Origin of the sequence: Brochothrix thermosphacta DSM 20171 = FSL F6-1036 (assembly GCF_036884295.1) — a bacterium.
GTDB lineage: Bacteria > Bacillota > Bacilli > Lactobacillales > Listeriaceae > Brochothrix > Brochothrix thermosphacta.
In genome coordinates, this window is sequence record NZ_CP145608.1 from 1,249,611 (window position 1) to 1,264,628 (window position 15,018).

Consider the following 15,018-nt stretch of genomic DNA (forward strand, 5'->3'; position numbering starts at 1 on the left):
TATTTAAAACCTCTTAATAATGTTAAAAAACATAACATTTCAAGATAGTTATATCACATAAGGAGGAGCACAATGAGCAAACTCTCGAGAGATACGAAATACAGCATTGTTAAGTGGTTTCGTCTGAGTGTGGTAGCCTTAATATTATGTTTGATTGTGCGGTTTCTCGTTTTTGTTCCAGTTACAGTTGATGGCTACTCGATGATGCCAACTCTTAAAATGAAAGAAGTTGTTTTGGTTAATCGTTTAAGTGAAGTACATCGTTTCGATACGATTGTTTTTAATGTTGATAAACATCAGTATGTTAAGCGAGTAATTGGTATGCCAGGTGACCATATAGTTTATAAGAATGACAAACTGTACGTTAATGGCGTTTTGCATAAAGAATCATATTTACAGGCTTACCGCGATAAATTAAATAAAAACGATACTTTTATGAGTGATTATGATATTACAGTTGATCCCAATACATATTATGTTTTAGGTGATAATCGTGATAATAGCAATGATAGTCGTTATTTTGGAACGATACCCACAGATAGTGCGGTTGGTGTTGCCAAATATGTTTATCTACCACTTAATGAGATGAGAGTCGTCAAATAGGAGGAAAAAGAATGACAATACAATGGTTTCCAGGTCATATGGCCAAAGCACGTCGTCAAGTAACAGAAAAATTAAAATTGGTGGATATTATTTTTGAATTGGTAGATGCACGTTTGCCGATTAGTTCAGCAAACCCAATGATGCATGAAATTATTCATCAAAAACGCCGTGTGGTTATTTTAAATAAAAGTGATATGGCTGACCCAAGTATAACTGAAAAATGGTTGGAATATTACGAGAAGCAAGGTATCCGAGCAGTAGCTATCAACTCTAAAGATGGTAAAGGATTACACAAACTCACTAAAGCTGCTCAAGCAGAAATGAGTGAAAAATTTGAACGTAATTTAAAACGTGGGATGCGTCCGCGTGCCATTCGTGCGATGATTTTAGGAATCCCAAATGTTGGTAAATCAACGCTGATTAATAGACTGGTGAAAAAGAATATCACTCAGACTGGAAACCGTCCGGGTGTTACAAAAGCACAACAATGGATTAAAGTGGGCAAAGAGCTGGAATTATTAGATACTCCGGGGATTTTATGGCCGAAATTCGAGGACTCAGAAGTAGGCTACCGTCTTGCTTTGACAGGCGCTATCAAGGATGATATTTTAAATCTGATTGACGTATCAGATTATGGTTATGATTACGCTGCTAAATATTACCCTGCGTTTTTAATGTCATATTTAGGTACTGATGAACCGATGACACCAAAAGAAATGCTTGAACGTTTGGCTCTCAATCGTCAACTTACAGACGGCGAGCATATCGATTATAGTCGTGCTGCTGAACATTTTGTCCGCGATTTCCGTGCCTTAAAACTTGGTCGTATCACGTTGGATCGTCCGGAAGAGTTAGAGATGGCAGAAGAAGCTGACGAAGAGGTGGTTTCAAGTGACGAACAAGCCTAGTATTGCTGCCATTAAAGCACAATTAGCGAATGTTAGCGCCCTGACAGATCCATTGCTGCTAGAGTATGCAAATGATGAACGAAAAGGTGTTCAACAAGCATTGGCGCAATGGCAACGACGTCACCAAGCATTAAAAGCATTAGAGTTGAAACGTGAAGAAATGTGGCTCTATGAAACAGAATTCATCGCTAAAAACTATGCTTATATTGCAGGCGTTGATGAAGTGGGACGTGGTCCATTAGCAGGTCCTGTCGTTGCTGCGGCTGTAATATTACCACAAAATACAAAATTAACTGGAATCGATGACTCGAAAAAGTTAAGTTATGATAAAAAACAAGCGATGTACAAAGCCATTAAAGCGGAAGCCATTGCAATTGGTGTTGGAATAATCGATGAGAAAACAATTGATGCCGTTAATATTTATGAAGCTACAAAATTAGCGATGTCCGATGCGTTGGCACAACTTGATCCTCAGCCTGATGCTGTTTTGATTGATGCCATGCCGTTGAAATACGAAGATGCTCAAATATTGTCGATTATTAAAGGGGATCAAAAAAGTTTATCCATTGCAGCTGCTTCAATTATTGCGAAAGTTATTCGTGATGAGATGATGACTGAGTATGCGAAAACTTACCCTGGATACGATTTTGAACATAATTTTGGTTACGGTACTGCGAAACATTTAGCTGGATTAGAGGCCCAAGGCGCATGTCCGATACATCGTCGTAGCTTTTCACCTGTTAAAAACGTTTTATAGCAAAAAAAAGCGCAAGTAAATAACTCAAATAAACGTTTCTTTTTCTTGTAAACTTAAAGAAAAGGAGGCGTTTTTTGATGTGGACAGAAAGGAAAAAATGGTTATTTGAGGCATCACATTCTTATTCAAATCGACGTCATATGTTAGAAGAAATAGTGAAAAAAGATAATTTAAAATGCATAAAAACACCATCATTATACAAAGGATATGAAAAACAAGAGATTGTATTTATTACACAATCTGATGAAGAATATCCCGAAGCTTTTCGTGAAATGTATGATCCGCCACTTTATTTTTACGCAAAAGGAAATTTAACACTTTTACGAAAAAAGATGATAGCGATTGTTGGTGCAAGGCAATGTAATAAAGGAATAGATAGACTGATGCAACCGATTATTAAACAACTAGTAGCAGCGGATGTCGGTATTGTTAGCGGATTAGCCACAGGTATAGATACTCATGCGCATCGCATCACTCTCATAGAAAAAGGAGATACAATTGCCGTTCTAGGTAGTGGGATGTACCGACTTTACCCACAAGAAAACGCATTATTATACAATTATATGCTTCGCAAAGAATTGGTCATCAGTGAGTATGCGCCACCAATATCTGCCCGTAAATGGACGTTTGTTGAACGTAATCGACTTGTTAGTGCATTGTCACAAGGGGTATGGGTAGTGGAAGCCGCAGAAAAAAGTGGCAGTTTAATCACAGTTGATTACGCATTAGATGAAGGTAAATCGATCTTTGCGACACCTGGTTCACCTTTGAACAAGCAAGCAGTGGGGTGTAATCGTTTGCTGCAAGAAGGAGCGATACTGGTGATCTCTGCTGATGATATTTTAAGAGAAATAACTTAGAGGAGTTGTTGATATTAAAGGGCTTCTTCTTTATAGTTGTATATCGTTTGTATTTTTTCTTCTATTATATAGCGTTTGTTTTTAAAGACGTTAAAAAAATAGCTTTAAATAGCGACGTATTTTAGTCAATATTGTTGCAGTAATATGGAGGCTTTGAATGAGCTTTATTTTACTTTTGGAATAGTTGCATGATACAATTCGAACGTACTGTTAATTAATATCTCGTGAAAAGGCTTGTAACTCGCGGGTTTTTCTATTATAGTATGTTATGTTAACTTAAACGCAACCGCTTACCATTATTAAATGGAATTGAAAGATGAGAGGACTGAAATAGTATGGCTGATTATCTAGTCATTGTTGAGTCACCAGCGAAAGCTAAAACAATTGAAAAGTATCTTGGAAAAAAGTATAAAGTAAAAGCCTCAATGGGACACTTACGTGACCTTCCTAAAAGTCAAATGGGCGTTGATACTGAAAATAATTATGAACCACGTTATATTACAATTAGAGGAAAAGGTAGTATCCTAAAAGAATTGAAACAAGCAGCAAAAAAAGTGAAAAAAGTTTATCTCGCAGCCGATCCAGATCGAGAGGGAGAAGCAATTGCATGGCATTTAGCTAACAGTTTAAACCTTGATTTAGAAGACGATCTCCGTGTGGTATTTAATGAAATCACACGGGATGCTGTTAAAGAATCGTTTAAACACCCTCGAAAGTTAGACATGGATTTGGTTAATGCACAACAAGCACGCCGTGTCCTTGACCGTTTAGTAGGGTACAATATCAGCCCTGTTTTATGGAAAAAAGTAAAAAAAGGTTTGAGTGCTGGTCGTGTACAATCGATTGCATTAAAATTAATCATTGATCGTGAACATGAAGTTAATAAGTTTGTACCTGAAGAGTATTGGACAATTGATGGTCAATTCATTAAAGGTAAAAAACAATTCCAAGCCAATTTTTATGGATTAAATGGCAAGAAAAAAGAATTGAAAGATAGCAATGATGTTAAAGAAATCGTTGATCAAATTAAGAGCAAGGATTTTGTGGTTGATAAAGTAACCAAAAAAGAACGTAAACGGAATCCTGCCGCGCCTTTTACAACGTCTTCACTGCAACAAGAAGCTGCGCGTAAACTTAATTTTAAAACACGTAAAACAATGATGATTGCACAGCAATTATATGAAGGAATCGCGATTGGACGTTCGGGTACAGTAGGTTTAATTACTTATATGCGTACCGATTCAACGCGTATATCTGATACGGCTATTGAAGCAGCAAAAACATTTATTGGTGAAACTTATGGTGAAGAGTACCTTCGTACTGAAGCGCGTAAAGATAAGAAACAAAAAGGGGCTCAAGAAGCCCATGAAGCTGTACGTCCTTCCCGTTTAGATAAATCACCAACAGAAATCAAAAAATACTTATCGCGCGATCAATTCCGTCTATATAAATTAATTTGGGAACGTTTTATTGCCAGTCAAATGGCACCTGCAGTTTTAGATACAATGAGAGTTGATTTATCTAATAATAATGTTAATTTCCGTGCGAATGGTTCTAAAATTAAATTTAATGGTTTCATGAAAGTTTACGTTGAAGGCTCTGATGATGGTACGGATGAAAAAGAAAACATTTTACCTGATATGAAAGAAGGCGAAACTGTTAAATCAGTAACCGTTGATCCCCGTCAGCATTTTACGCAGCCACCTCCACGCTATACAGAGGCCCGTTTAGTAAAAACGCTCGAGGAAATTGGAATCGGTCGTCCTTCAACTTATGCACCAACGCTTGATACGATTCAACGACGAAATTACGTCACGTTAGATAACAAACGTTTTATGCCAACTGAATTAGGTGAAATCGTTTATGGTCTGATTGCTGAGTATTTCCCTGAAATTATCGACGTTACGTTTACAGCCACAATGGAAGATAAATTAGATGCTGTCGAACATGGTAAAATGGAATGGATCCGAGTGATTGATGAGTTTTATCAACCGTTTGAAAAAGAGATCCAAAAAGCAGAAGCTGAAATGGAAAAAATTGTCATTGAAGATGAACCTGCTGGCATCGATTGCGAGTTATGTGGCAAACCGATGGTAATTAAAATGGGCCGTTACGGTAAGTTTATGGCCTGCAGTGGTTTCCCTGATTGCCGTAACACAAAGGCGATTGTAAAAGAAATCGGTGTAATGTGTCCTAAATGTAAAGAAGGTCAGGTTATTGAACGTAAGAGTAAAAAGAACCGTATTTTCTACGGGTGTGATCGTTATCCTGCTTGTGAGTATGTGAGCTGGGATCGTCCAATCGAACGACCTTGTCCAAAATGTAACGAGCATACGCTGGTTGTTAAAAAGCTTAAAAAAGGAAATCAAATCACATGTACATCTTGTGATTATAAAGAACAAGAACAACAATAGTTATCATGCTGGGGCAATTATCCATTTTGGGATTAGCCTCAGTTTTTTTAATTTTTACCTATAAACAGGAAAGTTCTGAAAGTTCGGAATTGTTTACAAATAAGCTTTTAGTATGATACGATGAATACGATTAAGGAGGCACCAACATGGAAATCAATCAAGAGAACAACCTTAATTTCAAAAAATATTTAGAAGTTGAACGAAATTATTCACCAGCTACTGTTGTGGCTTATATGGCTGATTTGAATGAATTTACATCATTTTTAATAGAAGAAAATATTACTTCGTATCTTGCAGTGGAACTTTTAGACGTTCGACTATTTTTGACGCGTTTGCATGAACAACAATTATCACGTTCGTCAGTTTCACGAAAACTATCAAGTTTACGTCAATTTTATGATTATTTATTGAGAACAGCGCAGCTTGCTGAGAACCCGTTTACCTCGATATCACATGCACGTAAGTATGTTAGTCTACCGCATTTCTTTTACTCAGAAGAAATGACTGAACTTTTCGAAACAGCTGAAAAACGTCAAACAAAGCTTGCTAGCCGTGATCGTGCGTTACTTGAAGTTTTGTACGGGACGGGAATGCGTGTTGCAGAGTGTGAAGCAATGACGATGGCGGATATTGATTGGAACTATAAAACAGTCTTAGTCCATGGTAAAGGTAACAAAGAGCGACATGTGCCATTGGGGCAGTTTGCGCTTGAGGCATTGGAACTCTATATAGAGGAGTGTCGAACACCGTTGCTCGCTCATTTTAACAAAGAACATTCGACGGTTTTTATTAATAAAAATGGAGGTCCTCTCACAGCAAGAGGGATTCGTTACTGCCTGGAACAACTGATGAAAGAAACAACTTTAACATCAAATATCCATCCGCATATGTTGCGTCATACCTTTGCGACTGATTTAATGAATGCTGGAGCCGATATGCGAACAGTACAAGAGTTATTAGGTCATGTGAGTCTTTCATCCACACAAATATATACACATGTAACGAAAGAACATCTACAAGCTACTTATCGCAAGGCACACCCACGTGCATAGCTTAATAAATAAGGTGAATTTGAACAATTTGTTTTTTATTTAAATCATTTTGGATATAAAACAATGATTAACAGTGTTTAATTGTCGCATAACATGATATACTACCAAAGGATGTAATTGTAGTTAAAAAAATATTATACTTATCTTAATTGAATTTTAATTTTTTATTGCAAAAACAAGTATTGAGCTATATTAAATAGTCAATATATATTAGGAGGAACAAACAATGAACCTTACGTTATTACAGAAAACACGAGGAATTAACTCATTATTACAAAAATCTGCAGGTCACTCTGTTGATTTTAGTGAAATGGCGCTCACGATGAGCCAACTTATTGAAGCTAACGTTTATATCGTTAGTCGCAAAGGAAAACTATTAGGTGTTTCTGAACAAATTGAAATCAATAACAATCGTATGATTAGTTTTATTGAGAGCCGTCAATTTCCTGCAGATTACACAAATAGCTTGTTTAACATTACAGAAACAACTCAAAACATTGATTTTGAAAGTCGTTATACTGTTTTCCCAGTTGAAAATGCTGGTATTTTTAAACAAGGCTTAACAACGATCGTACCTATCATCGGTGGCGGAGAACGTCTAGGAACATTAATCCTTTCACGATTAACTGAAGGTTTTAATGATGATGATTTAATTCTTGCTGAATACGGCTCAACTGTTGTTGGGATGGAAATTCTACGTGAGAAAACAGAAGAAATCGAAGAAGAAGCTCGCAGTAAAGCAGTTGTTCAAATGGCAATCAATTCACTATCATACAGTGAACATGGCGCTATCGAACATATCTTTGAAGAATTAGGTGGAAAAGAAGGTCTACTTGTTGCATCAAAAATCGCTGACCGTGTAGGTATTACGCGTTCGGTTATTGTTAATGCGCTTCGTAAATTAGAAAGTGCTGGCGTGATTGAATCACGTTCACTCGGTATGAAAGGGACTTATATTAAAGTTCTTAATGACAAATTTTTAGTAGCGCTTGAAAAAACACGCATGTAATCAGTAATATCTTAATTTAATAATACTTTGGATCATGCCGCTTGGTGAGATTTTGACTACCGCAAAGGAACGATCTAATAGATTGTTCCTTTTTGGTTTGAAAAGAATGTTAGGAAGGAAGTTGACGATGAAGACAATTAATGAAACAGAAATTAGAGTGCGTTATAGTGAAACAGATCAAATGGCCGTTGTTTATCATACAAATTATCTTGTTTGGTGTGAAATTGGTCGAACTAATTTAATTTCGCAATTGGGATTTGATTATGTACAAATGGAAGAACAAGGTTTTTTAGCACCGGTTTTAGATGTGCATTTGCAATATAAAGCTCCGTTACGTTATGGGCAGTCAGCTATTGTTAAAACTTGGATTGAAACATACGATGGCTTACGCACCACTTATGGCTACGAAGTGAGAGTGAAAGAAACAGGAGAACTTTCCTTGTTAGCAACAACGCAACATGCAATTGTTACAAAAGAAAAATTCAAACCTGCATCATTTAGACGTCATTTTCCGGAGTGGGATAAAGTTTATAAAAAGGAAGTTGAGTAAATGGCTTTTGGAATTAAGCGTTCAGAGTTAAATGATTGGAAAAAACGTGTCTCGCAAGGAGAAATAGCCTTTTTAACACATTGGTGGCAAGATAAACGTTTCCCAGGTGTAAAGAGTTTTACAAAAGTTGGCTGTGCCGACCGCGAGAAATTAATTGAATGGGGCCGTCAATATGGTTTACAGCCTGAATGGATGGATTTGAAACACGAAGATTTCCCTCATTTTGATTTATTTGGAGATAATCAATACCATATATTACGTGCTGAAGGCTTAGAGGCAACATTTGAAAGATTTGACATCACTTTATCCGAAGGAGAGACAAAGATGACGACACACACACTTATAAACGATAAAGCGAGCATTAAAGTGGCAACGCTAGGTGCAGAATTGCAATCCTTTGTTCTAAAAGAAACGGGAATAGAATATTTATGGCAAGCAGACCCTGCTTATTGGGGACGACACTCACCGATATTGTTTCCTAATGTAGGCCGCTTAAAAGAAGACTGCTTTTATTTTGAAGGCGAACGTTATGAGCAGCCACAACATGGCTTTGCACGAGATAGTGAGTTTACATTGTTAACATCCTCACCGACTCATTTATTATTTGAATTAACAGAGTCTGAAAAAACGTTAAAGAACTACCCGTTCCGTTTTAAATTACACGTGGGTTATTACTTGGATGGGGCAACTTTAAAAGTTGAATGGACGGTTGAAAACCCTGCGGATACTGATTTGTATTTTTCAATTGGAGGGCATCCAGCCTTTAATATTCCATTAGAAGCGGGTAAAAAGTTGGCTGATTATCGCTTGGCTTTCGATGCGCCGTATACAGGAGAATTATTAGGGTTAAAAGGCCCGTACTTAGAAGCGTCAGAACGTCATAAATTAACAGAAACACCTCAACAATTTATTACTTTAGAAAAAAGTTTATTTGAAAAAGATGCATTGATTTTTGATGACTTAAAAACGATTAAATTAGAGGATCAACTCGGTCGTCATGGCGTGTGCGTGAACACTGCTGAAATGGCATTTGTCGGTGTCTGGTCTCCAACTGATGCTGCGCCATTTATATGTATTGAGCCGTGGCAAGGCATTGCAGATACGGTAGATACAACGCAAGATTGGACTAAAAAATTTGGATCGCATCAATTAGCGCCGCAACAAATTTATAAAACAGCTTATGAAATCACACTTTACTAGTTTTTTAATAAATGTAGTTGAGTTGAGCTGAGCTGAGCTAATACGAACAAACACCGCTTTAGGGCAGGTGTTTTTTTGTATAAAAAAAGCACTGATAATATGTCAATTACCAACGCTTTAAAAAATTAAGAAGTTTTTTTACTAGATTTAAATTTAATTTTAGATTCGGTACCATTCTTAATACGTGAGATGTTGGCGCGGTGACGGTAAAGAATAAAGATTGTCAGAATCGCCATAACGATAATTAACACGTAGTCCTTTAAGAAGATGCTAGCGATTAAACCAACAACAACGGCAATCATTGAGCTAAGTGACACGTAACGTGAAATAACTAGAACGATTACAAACACAGCCATGAGTACTAAGAAGACGCTTGGACTATACCCAAGCAGAATCCCTGCAGAAGTTGCGACAGCCTTGCCGCCACGAAGTTTTGCGTAGGCTGGGTAAATATGCCCGATAACCGCGAAAACACCGATGAGTAAGGGATTGATTGGGACATGAAGCCATACAGGAAGCAAAGTTGCCAAGGTACCTTTTAAAACATCGATTATCATTACGACAATACCCGCTTTAACACCTAGTATTCTAAATGAGTTAGTAGCACCTAAGTTATGACTACCATATTCTCTGATATCTTTTTTAAAGAACCATTTTCCAATCCATAGTCCGGCAGTAAACGATCCAATTAGATAGGCAACAAGCATTAATCCAATAACTTGTGCAATAAATAGCATACGAATTCCTCTTCTCTTTAAAAATACTTAACAAGGTAATTATAGAGTATCTCTGTCATAAAAGAAACGTTTATTTTCACCAAGTGTGCTAGAATAGGGGACGGGACCAATAGACTGTTTTGTCACAGTAAACAATCACGTAACGCGACAAAGAAACACCGTTGCTTTTATCATCATAACTGCCGATAAGTAGTGAAAATGATAAGGCGGGGCATTTTTACCGGTATAGAGTACGACGATTAAACGATTGTAGTGTCATAATTAATGGTGAATTTTAGTAGATATTATAAAATTTTAAAAGATGTCGATGATTTTTTTGCGACAATCGGTTACACTTAAATTATCGATTCTAAAGTAAAGCTGTGATTTAATTGCTGAATATGCCGTAAGTATTGAGGGAGTTATACCCGTCCGTCAATGGCTTTATTTGACAAGCGAGTCTTATTTTTGCTATTTTTAATAACGAACGCACGTTTGTGAAAGCAAACATCACATGATAGAAAGGCGCTGTTAAGCATTGGTAAAACAAACAACTGAATATAATGATGATGCAATACAGATATTAGAAGGATTAGAAGCTGTTCGAAAACGTCCAGCAATGTATATTGGTTCAACCGATGCGCGAGGTTTACATCATCTTGTGTATGAAATAGTAGATAACTCTGTTGATGAGGTCCTTTCTGGGTTTGGTCAAAAAATTGAAATTACAATAAAAAAAGATAATAGTATCGTCGTAAGTGACGAAGGACGTGGTATGCCTGTTGGTATGCATAGTTCTGGTAAACCAACAGTTGAAGTTATTTTAACTGTGCTTCATGCTGGTGGTAAGTTTGGTCAAGGTGGCTATAAAACATCTGGGGGCTTACACGGTGTAGGTGCATCTGTTGTTAACGCTTTGAGCGAATGGTTAAAAGTTACCGTTTATCGTGATGGGTATGAGTATGAACAAACATTTAAAAACGGTGGGGTACCAGTCACAAAACTTGTTAAGCTGGGAAAAACTAAACGCAATGGAACAACGTTGCATTTTAAACCAGACCCAACCATTTTTTCAACAACAACTTATAATTATGATGTTCTTAGCGAACGTTTGCGCGAATCAGCTTTCTTGCTTAAAGGCGTTGAAATTATATTAACGGACGAACGTGAAGCAGATAAGTCAGAAACATTCCTTTACGAGGATGGAATTGCTGCGTTTGTCAGTTATTTAAATGAAGATAAAGAAGGCCTACACGATACAGTTGTGATGGAGGGCGTTCAATCTGAAATGGAAATTGAAATGGCTTTTCAGTTCAATGATGCCTATTCAGAAACAATTCTTAGTTTTGTAAATAATGTACGTACAAAAGGCGGGGGAACGCACGAAGCTGGAGCTAAAGCGGCAATGACACGCGTCATGAATGAATATGCTCGCCGTACAGGTATGTTAAAAGAAAAAGATAAGAACCTTGAAGGTAGTGATATACGTGAGGGGATGGCAGCTGTTATCTCAATTCGTGTACCAGAAGAATACCTCCAATTTGAAGGTCAAACAAAAGAAAAATTAGGAACATCTGAAGCTCGTGCAGCTGTTGATGCCGTTGTTTCTGAACAATTAGCCTACTTCTTAAACGAAAACCCAGAAGTAAGTCAACTGTTAATTCGTAAATCAATCAAAGCACAACAAGCGCGTGATGCAGCGCGTAAAGCCCGTGAAGACACGCGTAATGGTAAAAAACGTAAGCGTTCAGATACACTATTATCAGGTAAATTAACGCCAGCTCAATCACGTAACCCATTGAAAAATGAATTGTACTTAGTCGAAGGGGATTCGGCCGGTGGTTCTGCCAAGCAAGGTCGTGATCGTCGTTTCCAAGCTGTGTTACCTTTACGAGGAAAAGTTATCAATACTGAAAAAGCTAAATTAGCTGATATTATGAAAAATGAAGAAATTAGTACAATCATTCATACTATTGGTGCCGGCGTAGGTGCTGATTTTGATATTGAAGATTGTAATTACGATAAAATTATTATTATGACCGATGCGGATACTGATGGGGCACATATTCAAGTCTTGCTCTTAACGTTCTTTTATCGTTACATGTTGCCGTTGATTAAAGCAGGCAAGATTTATATTGCTTTGCCACCCCTTTATAAAGTAAGTAAAGGTGCCGGTAAAAAAGAAGTGATTGAATACGCGTGGACGGACGATGAGTTAGAAGTGGTCTTAAAAAACTTTAGCCGTGGTTATATTATTCAGCGTTACAAAGGTTTAGGTGAGATGAATGCAGATCAATTATGGTCTACTACAATGGATCCGGAATCACGTACGTTGATTCGTGTACGCATTGATGATGCTGCGCGTTCTGAACGTCGTATTTCAACGCTGATGGGCGATAAAGTTGAACCGCGTCGTCGTTGGATTGAAGGTAATGTAGAGTTTACATTAGAAGATGAACAAAGTATTTTAGAAAACGAAAATGTAATGATTGAGGGGGATTCCGATGCCAATTCATGATGGGATTCAAGATTTACCATTAGAAGAAGTCGTTGGCGACCGTTTTGGTCGTTATAGTAAATATATTATTCAAGAACGTGCCTTACCAGATATCCGTGATGGACTAAAACCTGTACAACGTCGTATTTTATATGCCATGTATGCGGAAGGTAATACCAATGAAAAAGGGTTCCGTAAATCAGCTAAAACAGTCGGTAACGTTATCGGTAACTATCACCCACACGGTGATTCATCAGTGTATGAAGCAATGGTTCGTATGAGTCAAGATTGGAAAAACCGTATGCCTTTAATTGAAATGCATGGTAACAACGGTAGTATTGATGGTGACTCTGCAGCTGCGATGCGTTATACAGAAGCACGTTTAGGTGCACTGTCGGCTCATTTATTGCAAGACCTTGAAAAAGGTACAGTGGATATGATCTCAAACTTCGATGAAACAACGCATGAACCAACGGTGTTACCTGCACATTTCCCTAACTTGTTAGTGAATGGTGCAACAGGTATTGCTGCGGGTTATGCAACAGATATTCCGCCACATAACTTAGCGGAAGTGATTGAAGCGGTTATTTATCGACTAAAACATCAAAATTGTAGCATTGATGATATCATGAAAAAAATTCCTGGCCCTGACTTTCCAACAGGCGGTATCATTCAAGGTGTTAGTGGTATTAGAAAAGCGTATGAAACTGGTAAAGGTAAGATTTTCATTCGTTCTAAAACTGAAATTGAGACAATTCGTAGTGGTCGTCAACAAATTATTGTGACTGAAATACCTTATGAAGTAAACAAAGCAAACCTTGTCAAACGTATTGATGAGTTACGTCTCGATAAAAAAGTCGAAGGTATTTCTGAAGTCCGTGATGAAACAGATAGAACAGGCTTACGCATTGCAATTGAATTGAAAAAAGAAGTGAATGTCACTGGTATTCTTAACTATTTATATAAAAATACGGATTTACAAGTGTCGTATAACTTCAACTTAGTGGCAATTGATAATAAACGCCCACGTTTAAACGGCATTTTAGGTTTTATTGATGCTTACATTAAGCATCAGCATGAAATTATTACACGCCGTTCGCATTTTGAGATGAAAAAAGCGCGTGAACGTCAACATATCATCGAAGGTTTGATGAAAGCCTTATCAATTCTTGATGAAGTGATTGCAACAATTCGCTCATCAAAAGATAAGAAAAATGCAAAAGATAATATCATTGAAAAATATCAATTTTCTGTTGAACAAGCGGAAGCAATTGTTACTTTACAACTTTATCGTTTAACAAACACTGATATTACTGATTTGCGTTCAGAAGGTCAGGCGCTATCGGATAAAATTGCGCAATTAGAGGCGATTTTAAGTGATGTAAAAGTAATGAATGCAACACTTGTTAACAACTTGAAAATGATTAATAAACAATTCCCAAGTGTACGCCGCTCTCAAATTGAAGAGAAAATTGAGGAATTAACAATCGATCGAACTGTTTTAGTTGCGAGTGAAGAAGTAATGGTGACTGTTTCAGAACAAGGATACGTGAAACGTTCTGGTCTCCGTTCATTCAGCGCTTCAAACGGCATCGCTGAACTGGGCATGAAAGAAAATGATCATGCTGTTTTTGCTCAGCAAATGAATACCATGGATTTTGTGCTCTTGTTCACAGATAAAGGGAATTATATTTATCGTCCTGTTCACGAGCTCACTGACATACGTTGGAAAGATTTAGGTGAACATATTAGTCACTTAGCACATGCAGATAGCAGTGAACGAGTGATTGCTGTTTTACCTGTGAAAGAATTTGATGAATCGACGTCAGTTGTCTTTACGACAGCCAACGGGATGATCAAACGCAGTGCGCTTAATCTTTATAATCCACAGCGTTATGCGCGAAGTCTAGCAGCTGTTAAGTTAAAAGCAGGGGATGAAGTTATCAATGTTTTCCTTGTTCAAGACACAGATACCGTAACAATGACGACTAATTTTGGGTATAACCTTACTTTTGCAATTACCGATGTACCTGTAGGTAATGTGCGAACATCAGGTGTAAAAGCGATCAACTTGAAAAAAGAGGATAAGGTAATTGGTTGTGTGAAACTTGAAAAACAACATGACTTGTTATTGGTCACTCAACGTGGGTCTGTTAAACGTTTCTCTCAACGCCATTTAGAAGTTCAAAACCGTGCATTGCGTGGTTTATTGATGTTGCGTGAATTGAAAGCAAAACCACACCGTTATATCGCAATGATGTCTGTTACAGCAGATGACAAAGTGAATGTGCTGACAGATAAAGGTGAGGTAACAGTGGTAGAAGTTAAAACAGTTAACAGCGTTTCTGATCGTTATTCAAACGGTTCATTTATATTAGATGAAAATGAAGATGGTCAGGTTAGTGCGGTATGGTTAGACGTTAACGTCGCTAAATAACCCTAGGGAGGTCTT

12 protein-coding genes are annotated in these 15,018 nt (G+C 37.4%); 11 read left to right on the forward strand and 1 reads right to left on the reverse strand.

The window, feature by feature from the left end:
* Positions 1–72: 72 nt before the first annotated feature.
* The 9 genes from lepB (at position 73) to V6S17_RS06505 (ending at position 9,353) form a co-directional block, all read left to right on the forward strand.
* Positions 73–603, forward strand: a complete 531-nt coding sequence (lepB, locus tag V6S17_RS06460; RefSeq protein ID WP_051457496.1) for a signal peptidase I — start codon at positions 73–75, stop codon at positions 601–603.
* An 11-nt stretch (positions 604–614) separates the two neighbouring features.
* Entirely contained in the window at positions 615–1,511 is an 897-nt protein-coding gene (ylqF, locus tag V6S17_RS06465) for a ribosome biogenesis GTPase YlqF (protein ID WP_051535950.1), read from the forward strand.
* Complete coding sequence (locus tag V6S17_RS06470; protein ID WP_029090989.1) at positions 1,495–2,268, forward strand: ribonuclease HII; 774 nt, start codon at positions 1,495–1,497, stop codon at positions 2,266–2,268. Before ylqF ends, V6S17_RS06470 begins: the two co-directional genes overlap by 17 nt.
* 77 nt (positions 2,269–2,345) lie before the next feature.
* Positions 2,346–3,128 carry a DNA-processing protein DprA gene (gene dprA / locus V6S17_RS06475; protein ID WP_051457497.1) on the forward strand — a complete coding sequence of 261 codons (783 nt, stop codon included), beginning with the start codon at positions 2,346–2,348 and terminating at the stop codon, positions 3,126–3,128.
* Positions 3,129–3,463: 335 nt separating this feature from the next.
* A complete protein-coding gene (gene topA, locus V6S17_RS06480; RefSeq protein WP_029090988.1) occupies positions 3,464–5,542 on the forward strand; it encodes a type I DNA topoisomerase in 2,079 nt (692 codons plus the stop codon).
* Positions 5,543–5,694: 152 nt separating this feature from the next.
* Positions 5,695–6,594 (forward strand): tyrosine recombinase XerC, encoded by a 900-nt coding sequence (gene xerC, locus V6S17_RS06485; RefSeq protein WP_029090987.1) that lies wholly within the window; start codon positions 5,695–5,697, stop codon positions 6,592–6,594.
* 226 nt (positions 6,595–6,820) lie between these two features.
* Positions 6,821–7,603 carry a GTP-sensing pleiotropic transcriptional regulator CodY gene (codY, locus tag V6S17_RS06490; RefSeq protein ID WP_029090986.1) on the forward strand — a complete coding sequence of 261 codons (783 nt, stop codon included), beginning with the start codon at positions 6,821–6,823 and terminating at the stop codon, positions 7,601–7,603.
* Positions 7,604–7,730: 127 nt separating this feature from the next.
* Positions 7,731–8,153 carry an acyl-CoA thioesterase gene (locus V6S17_RS06495; protein WP_029090985.1) on the forward strand — a complete coding sequence of 141 codons (423 nt, stop codon included), beginning with the start codon at positions 7,731–7,733 and terminating at the stop codon, positions 8,151–8,153.
* On the forward strand, positions 8,154–9,353 hold the full coding sequence (locus tag V6S17_RS06505) for an aldose 1-epimerase family protein (protein WP_051457498.1): 1,200 nt from the start codon (positions 8,154–8,156) through the stop codon (positions 9,351–9,353).
* Between the two features lie 125 nt (positions 9,354–9,478).
* Here V6S17_RS06505 and plsY read toward each other — a convergent pair whose 3' ends face one another.
* Positions 9,479–10,090 (reverse strand): glycerol-3-phosphate 1-O-acyltransferase PlsY, encoded by a 612-nt coding sequence (plsY, locus tag V6S17_RS06510; protein WP_036026961.1) that lies wholly within the window; start codon positions 10,088–10,090, stop codon positions 9,479–9,481.
* Positions 10,091–10,607: 517 nt separating this feature from the next.
* Between plsY and parE the strand changes: the two genes are divergently transcribed.
* Together parE and parC are read left to right on the forward strand one after the other, a co-directional pair.
* The gene (gene parE / locus V6S17_RS06515) at positions 10,608–12,587 is read left to right on the forward strand and encodes a DNA topoisomerase IV subunit B (RefSeq protein ID WP_029090982.1); all 1,980 of its coding nucleotides are present in this window, start codon (positions 10,608–10,610) and stop codon (positions 12,585–12,587) included.
* Positions 12,574–15,003, forward strand: a complete 2,430-nt coding sequence (parC, locus tag V6S17_RS06520; RefSeq protein ID WP_029090981.1) for a DNA topoisomerase IV subunit A — start codon at positions 12,574–12,576, stop codon at positions 15,001–15,003. The genes parE and parC overlap by 14 nt, the downstream gene beginning before the upstream one ends.
* Positions 15,004–15,018 lie beyond the last annotated feature (15 nt).